Genomic DNA, 19,198 nt, shown 5'->3' on the forward strand with positions numbered 1-19,198 from the left:
CTGCGACGTAATTAGACTAGTATGAGAGCCGCGGTATTAGAAAAGAAATTCCAACTGTTTCCGGCACTGCATTTCAGTTTGATGTAGGTGAATTAATCCGATTGATTAAGCACGCGATCGACGATCTTCATGGTGTCAATCAATCTTGCGGATTTACATGATCATGGCAATCTGCTCCTCATCGGATCGGGGAATTCATGTGGACAAGACGGAACATAATTCACGTGAGGGAGGCGCCCGGTCTGCCGCGTTCCGTCTAGCGCTTGCGGCTAGACTCAAGGGCTTCAGCGCTGAAATATCGGCTGAAGCCGAGCAGACCCCCGTGCGCCCCTACCGTCCCGATCGAGCGCTATTTCCCGTGCCGGAGCTCGTTCTCTTCGCGTTACGCGAAGGCATGGGGTGGCGGTGGTACGGCCACGGCGAAAAAGTCCTTTGGACGGTGCGCGGTACGATCGACGGTCAACGGGTCGCGTTCGAACGGCAGAAGTTCGGTTTCACCATTTTCCTTCCCAAGGATCGGGCAGACCTGAAGGCGCGTGTAGAAGGGCAGTTGCGTGCCGCACTGGGCGAGGTCGAGACTTATCTATCCGAATTTGCTGAAGCCCAGGTCGAAGCCGGTGAAGTCGTCATCGCTAATCACTTTTCTGAGTTTGAAGATCGTTATCGGTTTCATCGCGAGCTTGCCGATGCCGCGCACCGCTTTAAACTCGAGCCGCACGACGACATCGTCGGTGCACAAGGAGATGCCGCCACGCATTCCGGGTTCATCAGCCGAGACATCACCCAACGGATGAACCGCATGGCGACGGTGCAGCGCGAGGCCTTTTTCCACTCCACTGCGATGATCGACGCCTATTTCAGCTGTCTCGAGCATCGTCTTATTTTGCTGCGCGCTTTCACTGGGCGCCCATTTGGACCGGGGGAGGTGCTTAAGCTTCTTAAGATGCGTTGGGGTGACAAGCTAAAGGACGTTCTTGGGCTGCCCTATTCAACGGAGGCGGCAATAATCATTCGCCGCATGCGCCGCATCAAGGAGCGCATCCGCAACCCATTCTCTCATGGAGGCGTCGAAAACGACAAGGGGTCCATCCATTTTCACCTTCCAAAGATCGGCATGATACCCACCAACTTTACGCGCTTCGGCGACAGCATCCGCTTTTCGGTAATTCCCGTCGGTGCCGATGACCATGCGGGGGTCTGCGAGACATTCGACGCGCTTGATGCGCTTCTCAGCACTGGCGCGCTCGCCAGCCCGCACGAGTTCGTTCGCTGGGGCGTCGACCCCAATTTTGACGCTGCGCACTCTGCCGAATATGCCGAGGCCATCGCCGAGGGGCCGGAGGTAGTCGACGCCTTTATCGAGGCTTGGTCGCGCCGTTGGGAGAACTTTCAGAACATGGACTTTTGATCGCCTACGTCACACATCAAGAACATGTTTGAGGGGTAAATTCACGAGTACCCATATGCGCGTTGTCGGCCGTATCGATCTAACCAGCCTAGCGCGACATTTGCGCGATACCGGACGCCATGCCGCGCTCGTCAAGGCGATTGATCGCGCGGCTGCTGCTGGCTCAATCCGCGAGGATTTGCGAACCGCGCACTGAGCTGCTGCCGGTTTCGCGGACACGAGGTTAAGCTACCTGCGCTTGCCGCTCGAAGTCCATGGGGCTGAGATAGCCCAGCGTCGAGTGGCGGCGCGTCGGATTGTAGAAGCGCTCGATGTAATCGAACACATCGGCCTTAGCGTGATTGCGCGAGCGGTAGGTTTTGCGCCCGATCCGCTCGGTCTTCAGCGATGAGAAGAAGCTCTCCATGGCGGCATTGTCCCAGACGTTGCCCGACCGGCTCATCGAGCAGGTCACACCATTGTCAGTCATCAGCCGCTGGAACTTCTCACTCGTATATTGGCTGCCCTGGTCTGAATGGTGCAGCAGGGCATCCGGCTTTCCGCGCCGCCAGATCGCCATCATCAGTGCGTCGGTGACGAGCTGCGCGGTCATGCTGTCGTTCATCGACCATCCGACCACACGCCTGGAGAACAGGTCGATGACGACAGCGACGTAGAGCCATCCTTCGGCGGTCCAGATGTAGGTGAAGTCGGCGATCCACCTCTGGTTCGGCGCCTCGGCCGTGAACTGGCGGTCGAGGATGTTGTCGGCGATGACGGACCGCAGACCATCGTCTTTGGGCAAGCCACGACGTCGCGGACGCGCCCTCAGGCCCTGCACACGCATCAGCCGTTCGATGCGATGCAGGCCACATGAGAGGCCTTCGGCCAGAAGGTCGTGCCAGACGCGGCGTGCACCGTACGTGCGATAGCTGGAGATGAAGCTGGCGCGGATCCAGGCGCCGAACTCCTCGTCGCTGCGGGCGCGCGCACTGGGTGCCCGAACCAGCCAGGCGTGAAAGCCGCTGCGCGAAACTCCGAGCGCTTCGCAGATCCACGATACCGGCCAGATCCCTCGGTGCTTCGCTACGAACTCGAACCTCATATCGAGTCCCTGGCGAAGTAGGCCGCCGCTTTTTTTAGGATGTCGCGCTCCGCCTTCATCCGGGCCAACTCCCGGCGCAGCCGCTCAATCTCCTGCTGCTCGGGCTTCATCACCCCGTGACCGGGAAACGCCGATCCCGGGTCCGCTGCCTGCTCACGCACCCACTTGCGCAGCACGTTCTCGTGCAGGTCCAGATCGCGGGCGGCTTGCGATACCGACACCCCGCGCTCCCGAACCAGCTTCACCGCCTCCAGCTTGAACTCACGACTGAACTTCCGTCGTTGCATGCACACCCTCCGGTCTCAAAAACACCTTATCTCGGTGTCCACGAAACCGGCAGCAGCTCACACGACGCTTTGCGGCAGATCGTCGACATTCAAGATCGCAGCTTCTCCGAGCCGAACGAAAACTCCCGGCACGAGGAAACCGTGCGGACGGGGGCGCTGTTCACCCAGGCCGTCGTTCTCTACGCACGCGCTACCGAGACCCAGGGCGATCGGCCGAAGCTGCTCGGCGAAGCCAAGCTCGACCCCGATCAGCGCGCAACACATGACGAGGCGATGGACATGCGCAACAAGGCTATCGCGCACTTCGGCCGAGGCGAGTCACTCTTCGATGGCCCGCTGGTAAAGGAAGCGGTCGTGCTCAGTCTCTATCTGGACGGAGACCGCCGCAAGACCCGGATCGGCACCTACACCACGCGCGCGGCGCACAAAGTGGCGTTCTCGGCGCGGCTGGCGGCCTTGCTCGAAACCCGCCTGAAAGAGATCGCGGATCGCTACCAGCGACTGTTCGACGCGGTCAATGCCGAACTAGAAGCCGCGGGCAAGGCCGACCTTGGCCTTGGTCCTGACCTCAAGCGCTTCGAATTCGATGTCGATGCCTTCAGCGCTTCACCCGAAGCGGCCGAACATCTTCGCGCCCAGCTCAACGACGATGTCGGGCACGACCTCGATTATGCCGTGCCAGTACCCAAGCCATGAGGAAGAACATCGATCTAGCGGCCGAAATTCATGAGGGGCGCAAGCGGCGCTACACCGATCCGTTGCGCGGCGCGCTCCCAGAGCTTGAACGCTGCCTCATCCGTCATCGTGCGCTTCAGATGATACTGATCATCTACCATGCCGAAGAGTTGAAGCGTGATGTCATCAACGGGGTGGCGGCGCAGGCGTACTTGCGCGCTGCCATCGCGGATGATGACGCCGCCACGCCGGCAGAAGTCGTAAAGGAGGGAACGAAGCTCAAGCGGGCCTTCGCCCATCTTGTTCAGGACGGCGTTCTCACCGCCGACGAGCGACGCGACATGGTCGCTCTGATCGAGAAGCGGAACAGCATCGCCCACCATCTTGATCAGGTAACTGCCGACCTCTCGACCGATCCGTTCGTCCTCGACTGGCTCACCCTTATGCCCGATCGCCAAAGCCATGACTATGAGGCGCTCGATAAGTTGCGCGCGGCTCGCCGCCTGCTGTCCGATCGCATGATCGCGAAGCATTATGTGAGCGAAATCTCGATGCGGTCGCTGTTCTTCGATGCCACCGACCGCGCGCTGTCAGCGGACATCAAGGCGCTCAATCGCCGCATACGCAAGCTAGTCCGCCAGCGTCGCGACGCAATCGCCACCCTCAATGACGAGCTAAGCGTGGCTGGATCGCCACTCACCGGCCTGTTCGATCCGGGTTGGCCGGACAATCGCTATGATCGGGGCCGGCTGACCCCGCGCGGCGTCGAGACGTGCTACCAACTTTTCGACATGGGCAAGTCAGCGTTGGCGGTGGCGCACCTGATGGACTTGTCGCTCACATGCGCCCGCAAGCGCGAGCGCATGTGGCAGAATCTGGGCGGTGACCAGCGCAAAAAGCAAGTTATCGCTGAAATTCCTAAAGTCCTTATCCGCTATCGGATGGAAGAATAGCTTGGCTTTAGCCCTCCTGGCGGAGAGAGCCGAACATTTCGCGGATGCCGTCCTCGTTGGCGCGTTCCTCGCGCATATATTCCTTATACTCGTCCATATGCTGATCAGCGCGCCGCTCTTCGTAATCGACATATTCGTCACGCGCCTCATTGGCCGACGCGATCTGATTGTCGACGTCGAACGCGAACGTTCGGCCAAAATATTCGAGATGGTCGATCAGGCTGTCGAAGTCCTGCTCCGACCGGCAGTTTCGAATCTCGTCGGAAAGGTAGCTGCCCAGAAATTTTTCGAACGCCGCCTTGAGCGCATCCTTGAACGGATGGCCCGGTGTTTGCCCATCCTCATATTGCTCCAGCAGTGAACAGCCCCCACCGAGTGGTCCGGCTTGTTAGTTAGTGCATTGTCGTCTCCGCCGCCATTGCCGGGCGTAGGTGGAGCGAAGCGGAACCGGAGGCCGGTAATGGCGGTGTCACCGCTTCCGGGGCCGGCGGGCGGTAGCCCAGGCTGCTGTGCGGCCGGACGGTGTTGTAGTGACGGCGCCATGCCTCGATCAGCACCCTGGCCTCCGCGAGGCTGTAGAAGATCTCGCCATTGAGCAGCTCGTCGCGAAGCGACCCGTTGAAGCTCTCGTTATAGCCGTTCTCCCATGGCGAGCCCGGGGCGATGTAGAGCGTCTTCACGCCGATCTGGCCGAGCCAGGTCTGGACGGCGGTGGCTATGAATTCGCTGCCATTGTCCGACCTGATGTGCGCTGGCGGACCGCGTTCAATGAACAGGTCGGCCAACGCGGCCAGCACGTCTTCGTGGCGGAGCTGGCGTGACACGATCAGTGCCAGGCACTCGCGGCTGGCCTCGTCGATGATGGTCAGGATGCGGAACTTGCGCCCATCGTGGGTACGCTCCTCGACGAAATCATAGGCCCAGACGTGCCCCGGATACTCTGCTCGAAGCCGGATGCAGGAGCCGTCATTGAGCCAGAGCCGGCCGCGTTTCGGTTGGCGCTGCGGCACCTTCAGCCCCTCGCGCCGCCAGATCCGCTCGACCCGCTTGTGGTTCACCGACCAGCCCGCCGCATGCAGCAGCGCGGTTACCCGACGGTAACCGTAGCGCCCGTACTGCTTTGCCAGCGCGACGACGTCGTCGGTGAGCGCCTGCTCATCATCTGCCCCGCACGGCACTTTGCGCTGCGTTGACCGGTGCTGGCCAAGCACGCGGCACACGCGCCGCTCGGACACATCCAGTACCCCCCGGACCTGGTCGATGCAGCCCCGGCGCCGTGCGGGGCTCAGAAGTTTCCCTTTGCCGCCTCCTGCAGGATGAGCTTGTCCAGCGTCAGATCCGAAATCGCACGCCGCAGCCGGGCGTTCTCCTTTTCCAGATCCTTCATCCGACGCGCCTGGTCCGTCTTCAGGCCACCATATTCCTTGCGCCAGCGATAATAGGTCTGCTCGCTGACCGCGATCCGCCGGCACGCCTCGGCGGTCGTGCCGCCTTGGCCCAGCACGATCTCAACCTCACGCAGCTTGCCGATGATCTCCTCGGGCTTGTGCTTCTTCGAAGGCATTCGTTGTCCCTTCCTTGGTCCAGACTGTCATAGCCAATGGACCACTCAGAAGGGGGCAGCTCACCCGCGGTGGCTTCCGCCGCATCACGCGGTGGGAAGGCGAGGCGGTGCTCAACCGCATGGCGACACGCCTCGCCGTGCGGCCTGAGATCCTGAACATCCGGCGCGAGACGGTCGAACACCCCTTCGGCTCCATCAAGCAGTGGATGAACCAGGGCGCGTTCCTGATGCGCGGGCTGGAAAAGGTGCGCGCCGAGTTCAGCCTGACGGCGCTCACCTACAACCTCAGGCGGGCGATCAACCTCGTCGGCGTACAGGGGCTGATCCGGGCGGTACAAGCCTGAACCTCGCTGCTATATGGGCCAGTGCAGCGTCTGATATCTTTCCCACAACGCCGTTCTGACCCCGATGCAGCGGGAAACCCGAACATATCAGTAGTATCTGCCACTCTGACCAAAAGGACGACGGGCGGCTTCATGACCGCGAGTTTTCGCACGGTCTGGATCGCGATCGAGAAAGCACCTTGGTCGGCTGCCGTCACTTGCCGTCAATCGATGGGGCGCGTCGCAGGCTGCGCGAGGCCCTACGCCGTACGCAAAGGGAAGAACTCTGCTGTCGCACCATTCCGCTTGACGATGAGGGCATCGGTCGCGGTGGCCATCGTGATGTCGCCTCGCCACTTAGTATCTGCGTGTTGAGGGGGGCAAGGTCGCCGACTTCATGGACGAAGATGCAATCGACCTCCTCGCCGAGCGCTCGCACCGCAGTTCGAGATGCTCCCGCCCCCCCCCCGCCTTCGAACAGGGCTCAAAGCCGCCACCGGGCCACACATGGCTGAATTCGATGAAAGCGACATAACAGTACCAAGATCAAAACGGTGATGCATCCACACTAATTCGCATTTAAACGAATATTTACCGTTTCCCAATAATCTTCGCTCTACATATGGCTGGAATTATGCAGCCACTGGGCTTGCTCCTAGATATTTAGACATACGTGATTACCCTCGGCGACGAATTCGTAAGTCGCCGTACTACAAGGCGAATATTGAATGCCGTGGCGAATGCATCGAGAAAATTTGATGAAAATCACAGCCATGTTGATCGATCTGACGTTCCATATGAGCCAAAAAAGGGATTGGCGCACTCTGAGGCTGATCACAGGAGCGATGGCTGTCGGCACAACCGACTTGCCATCCTCACCCCTATTGGGCAGAAAACATCCTGCCAGAGCTTGTGGCGCAATCAAACGGTCATTGCTCCCTACCGCCTTGCTTTCATTATTGATGTTTGTGAACATCAATCCGGCTCTAGCAATGTCGAATGGCTGCAGCGCTATCAACGCGCTCTCCGGTTCTTCGTCTCTTTCCTACGGCAGCAATAGATACAGCGCGTCAGAGTTTGCGACTGGTGACTCCTTGACGCTACGGTTCACAGATAGCGGCGCTGGCAAGGGGCTGGACCCTAGGAATACGGACAGCGTAGCCATAGCGCGTTACGACCTTTCAAATACCCAAGCATACAACGCCACGAATTCTACCAGCAATACCACGAACAACGTTACAATTACTGTTCCGGCTGGCAGTCTCGAGGCTTATGGGGCTAGCATAAGAGCGAGCACCTCTCGTGGTCAGATCAGCAACCTAGTGTTCACCTGCACTAGTCGTTCGGCCGCTTCCACGGACGCGACTCTTTCGGGGCTGTCGCTTTCCACGGGCAGTCTATCACCAGTCTTTTCCAGCGGCACAACCAATTACAGTTCCCTCGTCGGCAACGCGACGACATCGCTGACGGTTATGCCCACCGCCACGGACAGCGGAAGCACCATTAATGTCAATGGCTCCTCAGTTGCGTCGGGCAATACCTCAGGGCCAATAAACCTCGCAGTCGGTTCGAACTCGCTGACGATCATCGTCAGGGCGGCCGATGGCCTAACTACTAAATCTTATTCCGTCACCGTGACGAGAGCCGAAGCTGCACCGATTGCCAACAATGTTGCCGCAACAGTGGTGGCCAACAGTTCGAGCAACGCCGTAGCCCTTTCGATTTCCGGCTCGGCTTCTTCGGTGGCCGTCTCAAGTTTGCCAACTCATGGCACAGCAACGGCCAATGGCACCAGCATCACCTACACGCCGAGCGCCGGATACTCGGGTAGCGACAGCTTCACCTACACTGCGACCAATTCCTCGGGCACTAGCGCGCCTGCGACTGTCACCATTTCTGTAACCCCGCCGACGCTGGCATTGGCACCGGCAACATTGCCGGGTGCGACTGCGGGGACTGCGTACAGCCAGGCGCTCAGCACCTCGGGCGGGACCGCACCGTACAATTATGCCCTCACTGCAGGGGCGTTGCCGGCCGGGCTCACCCTGTCGAGCACCGGCACACTGTCCGGCACGCCAACTGCTGCGGGCACGTTCAACGTTACCGTCACTGCGACCGACGCGCAGAACTTCACGGCTATTCGTGCCTTTACCCTCACCGTCGCCGTCCAAGCACCGGTGGCCGGCGCGGTCAGCACGACCGTCGCTGCCAACAGCACTGCCAATGCGGTGACGCTCGTCTCGTCGGGCGGGGCTGCGACCTCGGTCGCCGTCGCCACCGCGCCAGCGCATGGCACTGCCACCGCCTCGGGTACCGGTATCAGCTACACGCCGAACGCCGGCTATTCGGGCAGCGACAGCTTTACCTACACTGTGACCAACGCCTCGGGCACCAGCGCGGCCGCGACCGTCACCGTGACGGTGAGTGCACCGACGCTAACGCTGGCGCCGGCAACGCTGCTGAGCGGGACTGCGGGGACTGCGTACAGCCAAGCGCTCAGCACTTCGGGCGGCACCGCGCCGTACAACTATGCGGTGACCGCTGGCGCGTTACCGAACGGCCTCACCCTGTCGAGCACCGGCACGCTGTCGGGCACGCCCGCCACATCGGGGGCGTTCAATTTTACGATCACCGCGACGGACGCCCAGAACTTCACCGTCACGCGCGCCTATACCATTACCGTTGCCGGCCAGGCACCAATGGCGGGTGCGCTCAGCACGACCGTCGCCGCCAACAGCACCGCCAATGCGGTGACGGTCGCTTTGTCGGGTGGGGCTGCGACCTCGGTCGCCGTCGCCAGCGCACCGAGCCACGGCACCGCTGCCGCATCGGGTACCGGCATCAGCTACACCCCGACCGCCGGCTATTCGGGCAGCGACAGCTTCACCTACACCGCGACCAATGCCTCGGGCACCAGCAGTCCTGCGACCGTCACCATCACGGTGACCGCCCCGACGCTGGTCGTTGCACCGGCCTCGGGGCCGCTGCCTGCGGCTACGGTCGGCAGCGCCTATAGCAGCACGCTCACCAGTTCTGGCGGCACCGCGCCTTATGGCTACACCGCCACGGGTCTGCCCGCCGGCCTCACGCTGGCCGCGGACGGCACCCTGTCGGGTACGCCGACCACTGCGGGCAACTACACCGTCACCGTCACCACCACCGATGCCAACGGCGCCACCGGTGCCGCGACCTACAGGCTCGCTGTTGCCGTCCAGGCACCTGTCGCCAGCGCGGTCAGCAAAACCGTTGCCGCCAACAGCACCGCCAACGCCGTTACGCTCGCCCTGTCGGGCGGCGCGGCGACGTCGGTCGCCGTCGCCACCGCACCGGCACACGGCACCGCCACCGCCTCGGGCACCGGCATCAGCTACACCCCGAACGCCGGATACTCGGGCAGTGACAGCTTCAACTACACCGCGACCAACGCCTCCGGCACCAGCGCGGCCGCAACCGTCACCGTCACGGTCACCGCGCCGACGCTGGTCGTAGCACCAGCCTCGGGTCCGCTGCCTGCAGCCACCGTCGGCACCGCTTATAGCCAAGCGCTCGCCACCTCGGGCGGCACCGCGCCGTACGGCTTCACCGCCACGGGTCTGCCCGCCGGCGTCACGCTGGCTGCGGACGGCACGATCTCGGGTACGCCGACAACCGCCGGCAACTACACGGTCACCGTCACCACCACCGACGCCAACGGCGCCACCGGCACTGCGACCTACACGCTCGCCGTCAGCATCCAGGCACCGGTGGCAGGTGCGGTCAGCAAGACCGTCGCCGCCAACAGCACCGCCAACACGGTGACGCTCGCCCTGTCGGGCGGGACCGCGACATCGGTGGCTGTCGATACGCAGGCCAGCCATGGCACCGCCACCGCCTCGGGTACCGGCATCAGCTATACGCCGACCGCCGGATACTCGGGCAGCGACAGCTTTACCTACACCGCCACCAATGCGTCCGGCACCAGCGCGCCCGCGACCGTCACCGTCACGGTCATCGCACCGACGCTAGCCCTGACGCCGGCAACGCTGCCAGGCACGACCGTCGGCGCCGCCTACAGCCAGGCGCTCGCCACCTCGGGCGGCACCGCGCCCTACAGCTATGCCGTCACCGCCGGCGCACTGCCGGGCGGGCTGATCCTGTCGAGCACCGGTACGCTCGCCGGCACGCCGACCGCAGCGGGCACGTTCAACCTCACCGTCACCGCGACCGACGCGCAGAGCTTCACCACCGCGCGCAGCTACACCATCACCGTTGCAGCCCAGGCACCGGTCGCAGGCGCTGCCAGCGCCACCGTCGCCGCCAACAGCACCGCCAAGGCGGTGACGCTCGCCCTGTCGGGCGGGGCCGCGACCTCGGTCGCAGTCGTGACCCAGGCCAGCCACGGAATGGCCACGGCCTCAGGCACCGCCATAAGCTACACCCCGACCGCTGGGTTCTCCGGCAGCGACAGCTTCACCTACACCGCCACCAACGCTTCGGGCACCAGCAGCCCTGCGACCGTCACCGTCACGGTGACCGCGCCGACGCTGGCGATCTCGCCGGCAACGCTGGCGGGTGCGACAGCCGGCACCGCCTACAGCCAGGCGCTCGCCACCTCGGGCGGCACCGCGCCCTACAGCTATGCCGTCACCGCCGGCGCACTGCCGGGCGGGCTGATCCTGTCGAGCACCGGTACGCTCGCCGGCACGCCGACCGCAGCGGGCACGTTCAACCTCACCGTCACCGCGACCGACGCGCAGAGCTTCACCACCGCGCGCAGCTACACCATCACCGTTGCAGCCCAGGCACCGGTCGCAGGCGCTGCCAGCGCCACCGTCGCCGCCAACAGCACCGCCAAGGCGGTGACGCTCGCCCTGTCGGGCGGGGCCGCGACCTCGGTCGCAGTCGTGACCCAGGCCAGCCACGGCACGGCCACGGCCTCAGGCACCGGCATCAGCTACACGCCGGCAACCGGCTTCTCGGGCAGTGACAGCTTCACCTACACCGCGACCAATGCCTCGGGCACCAGCAGTCCTGCGACCGTCACCATCACGGTGACCGCCCCGACGCTGGTCGTTGCACCGGCCTCGGGGCCGCTGCCTGCGGCTACGGTCGGCAGCGCCTATAGCAGCACGCTCACCAGTTCTGGCGGCACCGCGCCTTATGGCTACACCGCCACGGGTCTGCCCGCCGGCCTCACGCTGGCCGCGGACGGCACCCTGTCGGGTACGCCGACCACTGCGGGCAACTACACCGTCACCGTCACCACCACCGATGCGCATGGAGCCACCGGCACCGCGACCTACAGCCTCGCCGTCAGCGTCCAGGCACCAGTGGCCGGTGCGGTCAGCACGACTGTTGCCGCCAACAGTACCGCCAATGCCGTTACGCTCGCCCTGTCGGGCGGCGCGGCGACGTCGGTCGCCGTCGCCACCGCACCGGCACACGGCACCGCCACCGCCTCGGGCACCGGCATCAGCTACACCCCGACCGCCGGCTATTCGGGCAGCGACAGCTTCACCTACACCGCGACCAATGCCTCCGGCACCAGCACGCCCGCAACCGTCACCATCACGGTGACCGCACCGACGCTGGTCGTCGCGCCGGCGTCGGGTCCGCTGCCTGCGGCTACCGTCGGCACCGCCTACACCACCACGCTGACCAGCACCGGTGGCACCGCGCCGTACAGCTACACCGCCACGGGGTTGCCCGCCGGTGTCACGCTGGCAAGCGACGGCACCCTGTCGGGTACGCCGACCACCGCCGGCACCTACAGCACCACGGTTTCCGTCACTGACGCCAATGGTGCCGCCGGTACGGCCAGCTACACGCTCGCTGTCAGCGCGCCGCCCCCGCCGGTTGCGGCGAATCCGGTGACGACCTCGGTCGCGGCCAACACCAAGACCGAGGCGGGGCAGAGCGTCAGCCTGAACCTGTCGAGCCTGGTCACCGGTCAGTTCGACGACATCCGCATCGTTACCCAGCCCGCCCATGGCACGGTCACGATCTCGCGGACGCTCGCCATGCGCGGCTTTGGTGGCTCACCGCTGATGGCCGCAGCGCTGGCGATGTCGTCGGTGTCGGTCCCGAGTCAGGTCATCGCGGTCTATACCCCGGAAGCGGGCTATCACGGCACCGACACCTTCCAATATGTCGCGGTTGGACCAGGTGGCACGTCGACACCGGCTACCGCCACCATCCAGGTGGTCGGCACGGCACCCGCGGCACAGGCGATCACCGCATCGGCGATCGATGGTCAGCCCGTCTCGATTGACCTGACCGCTGCGGCCAGCGGCGGACCGTTCACTGCCGCAACGGTCACCAGCGTATCGCCTGCCGATCAGGCGACCGCCACGATCGTTGCCGGGGGAACTGCCGATGCCCGGACCTTCCGTCTGCAGATGACGCCGAAGGCGCGTTTCAGCGGGACGATCACGGTCGGCTATACCCTTGCCAACGCCTTTGGTACCTCGACACCCGCCATCGTGACGGTAACCGTCACCGCGCGTCCGAACCCGGCTCAGGACGCAAACGTCCGGGCGATGAGCGATGCACAGGCAGAAGCGGCACGTCGCTTCTCTCGGACGCAGGTCGGTAACTTCATGAACCATGCCGAGACGCTGCACGGGGCCGATTGCGCCCGGTCGACGAACAACCTGCGCCTGGGTTCGACCGACCTGGCGTATCAACGGCACATGCCGGGGCAGCCGATCGAAGGTAGCGCACCGGATGGCAATCGACGGACTTCGCGTACCACCGAAGCGGCGGCACGGGACGAAGCACCGGTCGAAGCGCCGACCGGGTGCGGCGGCAAGGTCGGCGTCTGGGCGGGTGGTACCATCGACATCGGTACGCGCGATGCGATCACCGGCCGTTCGAAGGTAAGTGCCACGACCTCGGGCGTCAGTGCCGGTGTCGACCTGCACGTCGCCAAGGGTGTGACCCTTGGTGTCGGCGGGGGACTTGGTCACGACCGCAGCACGATCGCGGGCGGGGCCGGTCAGGTGAACAGCGACAGCCAGGTGCTGGCCGTCTATGGCAGCGTGGCCCCGGTCCAGGGACTGTTCGTCGACGGCATGCTCGCACGCGGTTGGCTGGACTATTCGCTGCGTCGCCTCGATGCGGGAGCCGGAGCGCTGGCCACCGCCGACCGGACTGGGACGTTCACCACCGGCGCCTTGTCGTCGGGGATCGATCGTACCACCGGCGAACTGCGCTGGTCGCTCTATGGCCGTGCAGAGTATCTGAACGGACGTCTTGGCCGCTACGTCGAAGAAGGCGCGGGGATCTACAATCTGCGCTTCGACGATCGCACCCTGGAATCCGTGACCGGTGCGCTCGGCGTCCGTCTGGGGTGGCAGCGCCAGCTACCGTTCGGGGTGCTGACCGGGCGGCTGCGGACCGAATGGCTGCATGAGTTCACCGATGGTACCCGCCAGGGGCTGGACTATGCCGATGTGACCGGGCCGTCCTACTACAGCCTGATCGCATCGGGATGGTCGCGCGAACAACTTCTGTTCGCACCGGGCATCGGCCTGACCCTGCCATCGGGCTGGGACCTCGGGATCGACCTCGGCGTCCGGGTCGCCAACGGCGAACGCGCCGCAACCACCGGGGTGCAGGTCCGGAAGCAGTTCTGATACGAAAGGGGCGGTCAGTTGTACGTCGAACATCGGCCCGCCTTTTCCGTCATGGCACTTGGTAAATTCTGTCGATAGTCTCGGCACCGATCCGCCCATACTGTTGGGCAAAATCGGAAAGCCGCTTTCTTATTGCCTTCCGAATATGTCTTTTGAGAAGATCGACCGATTCTCCTTACTCGATCCCAATGGGAATGTCCCCGCCGTCTCGCCCAACCTTCTAAATCCAGAATCTGGTTGATCAGCTGGTGCGCCTTGTCTGTGGTCTATCTGGACAATACAGTAGTGCCTTACTGTGAAGGGAGAGCGAACGTGGAGCGACCGATGAGCGGATATTGGCGCATTGCGGCTTGGGCATCGCTGGCCCTGAGCAGTCCGCTGCTGGCACAGGACAGCGACGGTCAGGATCACCCCGATCTCCCGCGCTACCCGCAATCTGTCATCGACGGCTATCGCGCGCCCTCGCTGGACGAAATTGTCATACCGACCGGCCCTATCGCCAACATAGAGGCGCAGGCGAACAGAAAGGTGCTGGAAGGCAAGATCACCCATATCGACTATCGAGTGAAACCCGCCACCGCGCCGTTGCAGATCGAACGCTATTACGGCGAGATGCTAAAAAAAGCCGGGTTCTCGATCGCCTATTCGTGCGTCGGCCCGTCCTGCGGGCGCGACATGGGCGCGCTTATCCTGAATTCCGGCAAGGTGGCGCCGGTCGGGCTTGCGGACGGCCTGTTCAACGACGGGATACGGGTGCTCATCGCCCAGCGCGCCGATAGCTGGGTCGTGCTGCACATCGCGGAGGGGCCGGATCGCTCGCAGATATTCCAGGCGGTCGTAGAAAACGCATCCCCGCGTCGATAGAGTGGGGGGGCTTGCGGGATCGCCTAGTCCCGTAACGGAGATGAGCCGAACAGATCAGTATCGCGCCAGAGGACGACATCGCCCGTGACTTTACACCTTACAGCCGCCATGCTGATCGCCGTTGCCGTTGCCGGTCCCGTTTCCGCCCAGACCCCCGACCGCACGGACAGGAATGTTCGGGCTGTAGCGGTCAGGTTTCAGCATGCGATCCGCCACCGGGATAAAGCGGAGTTCCTGTCACTCTTCCTTAATCCGGCTGCCACCAACTGGCAGGAGGTCATGAGTATGAAGGCCTTGGCAAAGGACGCTTCGAGTAAGGGTATCAAGGCGGCCTATGATCCAGGGAACAATCCGGTCGCGTTCATCGACAGCATCGTTGCCCGAAAGGGTAACGCGGATGAGGATTTCAACGACATCCGTATCGCAGGGGATGGTGAATCGGCGGCAATGTCGTTCGACTATGCGTTCAGGATCGACGGCGTGGTCCTGAACACCGGCATGGAGCATTGGCTTCTCGTCAATACCAACAGCGGATGGCGGATCGTATCAGTGGCGTGGTCGGTAAAATGACGATAGTTGCATGATGAATCGCCGCGATGTGATGCTGGCGATTGGCGCGAGCCTGGTCCTAGCCGACCGCGTTGATGCAGGGACGCACATGCGCAATCCGACCGCGCGTCTTCGTGCGATCGAGCGGGCATCGGGCGGCAGGCTGGGTGCATTCGTATTCGACACCGGCAGCGGACGTAGCTTTGGCTGGCGCGCCGACGAACCCTTCTGTCACTGCTCGACGTTCAAATTGTCATTGGCCGCCATGGCGCTCCGCGAAGCCGATGCCGGGCGCCTCGACCCGATGGAGACGCTCCCCTTCAGCCGTGCCGACATCGTCGCCTATTCGCCGGTCGTCGAGGAGAATCTGGATAAGGGGACACTCCCTATCCTAGCGCTGGCGGAAGCCGTGCAGGTTACGAGCGACAATGCCGCTGCGAACGTGCTCATGCGCCGCCTGGGAGGCCCCGACGCGGTCACACAGTTCTGGCGCGACATCGGGGACGCCGTGAGCCGGCTTGACGGTTACGAACCCGCCATCAACGTGATCCCGCCCGGCACGCAGGAGAACAGTACCACGCCGAGGGCGATGGCCGAAACGGTGCGGCGGATCGTCCTTGGCGATGTGTTGCGCCCAGCCAGCTGCGACCGGCTGCGTGGCTGGATGGCAGCGACGCAGAGCGGATCGAAGCGCATCCGGGCGGGCCTGCCCGCTGGTTGGCATGGTCTCGACAAGACCGGCACGGGCATGCGCCCCGGCGTCGGCAACAAGACCAACGATCTGGCGGTGCTCATGCCTCCGGGAGGTCGTAGCCCCCTGATCGTGACCGGCTATTTCGAAAACCCGAATTTCTCGGAGGATGTGCGGCCGGCGGACGAGACGACCCTAAAGACGCTCGGCAGGGTGGCAGTGACCTGGGACGGATAGGGTTACTCTAATATATCATCCCGACCGGGACGCTCGTGAACGGCTGCTCTCGGTTGAACTCGCCGGTCGGCTTGGCCTCGGTGGTTGGCAAGTTTGTCCCACTTTTCGCCGTGCCGCTCTCAACATGTCGCTTACGGCGACGGATCAGCATCTGCGACAGTTCGGTTGTGCGGCAGGATATGGATCGAGGTTGCGCCGACATCGGATTATAGCAGGTACCCCTGATCGATCAGGCATCCTCACTGTTCGCAGGCGATCCACTGCGTTACGCCGCTTGAATGGATGACGACGTTCATGCCTCAGCGGTCCGGCTTCAGATACTCGCCACGCGGATGCTCCGGCTCGCGCGCTCGTCTCACGCCGACCATAAGCTCACCAGCGCGCAATTCTCCGCGCTGTCTGTTCTCCGTGAGCGCGGCACCTTGCCGCTTGGCGAGGTCGCTCGCGCCGAACGCGTGTCCCACCCGACCATGAGCCGCATCATCAGTGGCCTGGCCCAGTCCGGTTTCGTCGAGCGCGTCGGCGGGTCCTCTGACAAGCGTGTTCGCCATGTCGCCCTGACTGCAGAAGGGCGCACCTTGTACGAGCAGGTCGCGGCCAATCGCATCGCGATCATGGAAACGATCCTGACTCAGTTGACGCCGGCAACGCGAGCGGATGTCATCGCGGTCGTCGCACGGGTGGTAAAGGGTATCGAAGAGCACCTCGACCAAAATTGACGGACCACAATCCGTAGCTATGCTACATATCCGTACCGAGGGGAGGTATGGATGCATAAGCGCAAGTCAGCGGGTATCGTGGCGGGGGTCGGGCTGATCGGCCTGTATCTGGCGAATGCATCGTGGCTTGCGGCCACGCCGCAGGGGCGTCCGATGCTGCTGGCGCATCGCGGCGTTCATCAGACGTTTGATCGGACTGACCTCAAGGAAAACAGCTGCACCGCGACCCGCATGCGGCCGCCGACCAACCCCTATCTCGAGAACACGATCGGTTCGATGCGTGCGAGCTCTGCGCTGGGCGCCGATGAGATCGAACTGGACGTGCATCCCACCACCGACGGTGAGTTCGCAGTGTTCCATGACTGGTCGCTCGAGTGCCGGACCAACGGCAAGGGCGTCACCCGCGAGCAGAGCATGACCTACCTTCGCACGCTCGATCTCGGCTATGGCTATACCGCGGACGGTGGCAAGACTTATCCTTTCCGCGGCAAGTTCGTCGGCGAGATGAAGACGCTGCACGAGGTGTTGGCGACCTTCCCCGGCAAGCAGTTCCTCATCAACATCAAGAGCAACGATCCATCCGAGGTTGACAAACTCGTTGCCTATCTTCGCGCGAAGGGCGATCCCACGGACGAACGGCTGCACGTCGTCGCCAGCGACCCCGTGCTGGATCGCATGCGGGTCGTCGCCCCGCGGGCCAGGCTGCTGTCGACGGCGCGCGGCAAGGCGTGCGCCTTCGGATATGTGGCGTTTGGCTGGAGCGGATATGTCCCGGACAGCTGCCGCCACGGCGCGATCGGCGTGCCCGTGAACCTGCGCTGGGCCTATTGGGGGTGGCCCAACCGCTTTCTTCAGCGGATGCGCGACGCCGACGCAGACGTCTTCATGGTGGCACCGATCGGTAACAAGGACGGCGATCAGGGCCTTGCCGATCCCGCGCAGTTGGCCGCGATTCCCCAGGCGTTCGACGGCGGGATCATAACCGACGATGTCGAGAAGATCGGCCCTGCGGTGTTGCGGCGCTGGCCGCGCCCGCAGGTCGCCCAGCGTGGCGAGGCCACGCCGACTGAACCATCGCGTTGAACAATGGGGGGACACATGAAACGTCGGTATCGGGCGGCAATAGGCGCGGGCGTGATCCTGGTGCCTCTGTACCTCGCGAACGCGTCTTGGTTGGCAAACCCGCCGACGGGGCGGCCGACGCTCATTGCGCAACGCGGCGTGCATCCGCTTTTCAAAAGGAGTTCGGACGATCCCCAGGATTGCAAGGCCCGGCATATCCTGCCGCCCCGCAATCCCTTCATCGAGAACACGTTGCCGTCGATCCGCGCCGCCATCGCAGCCGGCGCTGATATCGTCGAGGTGGATGTCAGGGAGACGGCCGATGGGGAGTTCGTGCTGTTCCATGATTTCGGGCTCGAATGTCGCACGGATGGCAAAGGCGCGGTCAATCAGACGACCTTCGCCGACATGAAATTCCTGGATGTCGGCTATGGCTATACGGCGGACGGCGGCAAGACCTACCCGCTCCGGGGTCGGGGCCGCGGGCTGATGACCACGCTGGACGAAGCGTTTGGCGCCTTTCCGAAGCAGCGCTTCCTCGTCCAGCTAAAGGACGGCCCGTCGTCGGGCACCAACCTTGTCCTGTACATCGACAAACGACATCCCGACGCCTGGGGCCGCATCGCCCTGTTCGGCGACACGCCAGCGACGGAGGCAGCCAAAAAGCTTCGACCACAGGTGCCGGTGGTCCATGACCGACGCGGCGCGAAATGCACGCTCACCTATGCCGCGCTGGGCTGGACAGGTTACGGTCCGAAGGCATGTCGAGATGGCACGATGCTCGTCGCGATGAACATGCGAGCCTTGGCCTGGGGATGGCCCAATCGCTTTCTCGGGCGGATGGCGAGCGCCGACGCCGATGTCATGCTGATCGGATCGGTATCCGGCCTGGGTTCCAACGACTTCACCCGGCTGGATACGCTCGACGAGCTTGCCAAAGTCCCGGATGGTTTCGGCGGCCTGATCTGGACGGACCGGGTCGAGGTCATAGGACCGGCCCTTCAGAAACGGTGGCCGCGTCGATCCGGCAGTCCGAAGACGGCCCAATATCCGCCATGAGAGAATCTATGATCTGACGCGATTTAATATCCTTTGTCGGCCCGTGAGCCCCGAACATATGCTCCCTCCAGGACTGGCAGGGAATGTAGCCAGGAGGTTTACGCGGC

At 63.4% G+C, this 19,198-nt stretch carries 14 protein-coding genes; 12 read left to right on the top strand and 2 right to left on the bottom strand.

Translation table 11 applies throughout. From position 1 onward, the window contains the following. The first annotated feature begins 199 nt into the window (after positions 1 to 199). Positions 200 to 1,408 carry a hypothetical protein gene (locus QE360_RS16285; RefSeq protein WP_309703242.1) on the top strand — a complete coding sequence of 403 codons (1,209 nt, stop codon included), beginning with the start codon at positions 200 to 202 and terminating at the stop codon, positions 1,406 to 1,408. A gap of 223 nt (positions 1,409 to 1,631) precedes the next feature. Here the strand turns inward: QE360_RS16285 and QE360_RS16290 are convergent. Beyond that, a protein-coding gene (locus tag QE360_RS16290) for an IS3 family transposase (RefSeq protein ID WP_279333320.1) occupies positions 1,632 to 2,779 on the bottom strand; the annotation gives its coding sequence in 2 pieces (ribosomal slippage) (positions 1,632 to 2,518 and positions 2,518 to 2,779; 1,149 coding nt in all). Positions 2,780 to 2,848: 69 nt separating this feature from the next. Between QE360_RS16290 and QE360_RS16295 the strand changes: the two genes are divergently transcribed. The 3 genes from QE360_RS16295 to QE360_RS16305 are packed head-to-tail and all read left to right on the top strand — an operon-like array spanning position 2,849 to position 4,768. Further along, complete coding sequence (locus tag QE360_RS16295; RefSeq protein WP_309703246.1) at positions 2,849 to 3,475, top strand: hypothetical protein; 627 nt, start codon at positions 2,849 to 2,851, stop codon at positions 3,473 to 3,475. Continuing rightward, a complete protein-coding gene (locus tag QE360_RS16300; RefSeq protein WP_309703248.1) occupies positions 3,472 to 4,407 on the top strand; it encodes a hypothetical protein in 936 nt (311 codons plus the stop codon). Before QE360_RS16295 ends, QE360_RS16300 begins: the two co-directional genes overlap by 4 nt. 1 nt (position 4,408) lies before the next feature. After that, positions 4,409 to 4,768, top strand: a complete 360-nt coding sequence (locus QE360_RS16305) for a hypothetical protein (protein ID WP_309703250.1) — start codon at positions 4,409 to 4,411, stop codon at positions 4,766 to 4,768. Between the two features lie 31 nt (positions 4,769 to 4,799). Here the strand turns inward: QE360_RS16305 and QE360_RS16310 are convergent. Further along, positions 4,800 to 5,971, bottom strand: a protein-coding gene (locus QE360_RS16310; protein WP_309703252.1) for an IS3 family transposase whose coding sequence is annotated in 2 segments (ribosomal slippage) — positions 4,800 to 5,707 and positions 5,707 to 5,971 — 1,173 coding nt in all. Because the reading frame shifts where the segments join, the coding sequence is not laid out codon by codon here. A 107-nt stretch (positions 5,972 to 6,078) separates the two neighbouring features. Here QE360_RS16310 and QE360_RS16315 point away from each other — a divergent pair. The 8 genes from QE360_RS16315 to QE360_RS16350 all read left to right on the top strand — a co-directional run bounded on the left by QE360_RS16315 (position 6,079) and on the right by QE360_RS16350 (position 19,091). Beyond that, entirely contained in the window at positions 6,079 to 6,315 is a 237-nt protein-coding gene (locus QE360_RS16315; protein WP_309703254.1) for a transposase, read from the top strand. A 971-nt stretch (positions 6,316 to 7,286) separates the two neighbouring features. After that, a complete protein-coding gene (locus QE360_RS16320) occupies positions 7,287 to 13,910 on the top strand; it encodes an Ig-like domain-containing protein (RefSeq protein WP_309704209.1) in 6,624 nt (2,207 codons plus the stop codon). A gap of 324 nt (positions 13,911 to 14,234) precedes the next feature. Then, the gene (locus QE360_RS16325) at positions 14,235 to 14,774 is read left to right on the top strand and encodes a hypothetical protein (protein ID WP_309703256.1); all 540 of its coding nucleotides are present in this window, start codon (positions 14,235 to 14,237) and stop codon (positions 14,772 to 14,774) included. 108 nt (positions 14,775 to 14,882) lie between these two features. Continuing rightward, on the top strand, positions 14,883 to 15,344 hold the full coding sequence (locus QE360_RS16330) for a hypothetical protein (protein ID WP_309703258.1): 462 nt from the start codon (positions 14,883 to 14,885) through the stop codon (positions 15,342 to 15,344). Between the two features lie 10 nt (positions 15,345 to 15,354). Further along, complete coding sequence (gene bla, locus QE360_RS16335; protein WP_309703260.1) at positions 15,355 to 16,251, top strand: class A beta-lactamase; 897 nt, start codon at positions 15,355 to 15,357, stop codon at positions 16,249 to 16,251. A gap of 278 nt (positions 16,252 to 16,529) precedes the next feature. Further along, positions 16,530 to 16,970, top strand: a complete 441-nt coding sequence (locus QE360_RS16340) for a MarR family transcriptional regulator (RefSeq protein WP_309703262.1) — start codon at positions 16,530 to 16,532, stop codon at positions 16,968 to 16,970. Positions 16,971 to 17,021: 51 nt separating this feature from the next. Further along, the gene (locus QE360_RS16345) at positions 17,022 to 18,053 is read left to right on the top strand and encodes a glycerophosphodiester phosphodiesterase family protein (RefSeq protein WP_309703264.1); all 1,032 of its coding nucleotides are present in this window, start codon (positions 17,022 to 17,024) and stop codon (positions 18,051 to 18,053) included. A gap of 15 nt (positions 18,054 to 18,068) precedes the next feature. Then, positions 18,069 to 19,091, top strand: coding sequence for a glycerophosphodiester phosphodiesterase family protein (locus QE360_RS16350; RefSeq protein WP_309703266.1), 1,023 nt, complete (start codon positions 18,069 to 18,071; stop codon positions 19,089 to 19,091). Positions 19,092 to 19,198: the final 107 nt, after the last annotated feature.

The organism is Sphingomonas sp. SORGH_AS_0789, assembly GCF_031453055.1.
Classification (GTDB): Bacteria; Pseudomonadota; Alphaproteobacteria; order Sphingomonadales; family Sphingomonadaceae; genus Sphingomonas.

Excerpts from the sequence above, each read along its gene's own strand:
- QE360_RS16325 (WP_309703256.1), top strand. The coding sequence starts at position 14,235 with ATGAGCGGATATTGGCGCATTGCGGCTTGGGCATCGCTGGCCCTGAGC.
- QE360_RS16320 (WP_309704209.1), top strand. The coding sequence starts at position 7,287 with ATGTCGAATGGCTGCAGCGCTATCAACGCGCTCTCCGGTTCTTCGTCT.
- QE360_RS16340 (WP_309703262.1), top strand. The coding sequence starts at position 16,530 with ATGGATGACGACGTTCATGCCTCAGCGGTCCGGCTTCAGATACTCGCC.
- QE360_RS16330 (WP_309703258.1), top strand. The coding sequence starts at position 14,883 with ATGCTGATCGCCGTTGCCGTTGCCGGTCCCGTTTCCGCCCAGACCCCC.
- QE360_RS16345 (WP_309703264.1), top strand. The coding sequence starts at position 17,022 with ATGCATAAGCGCAAGTCAGCGGGTATCGTGGCGGGGGTCGGGCTGATC.
- QE360_RS16350 (WP_309703266.1), top strand. The coding sequence starts at position 18,069 with ATGAAACGTCGGTATCGGGCGGCAATAGGCGCGGGCGTGATCCTGGTG.
- QE360_RS16300 (WP_309703248.1), top strand. The coding sequence starts at position 3,472 with ATGAGGAAGAACATCGATCTAGCGGCCGAAATTCATGAGGGGCGCAAG.
- bla (WP_309703260.1), top strand. The coding sequence starts at position 15,355 with ATGATGAATCGCCGCGATGTGATGCTGGCGATTGGCGCGAGCCTGGTC.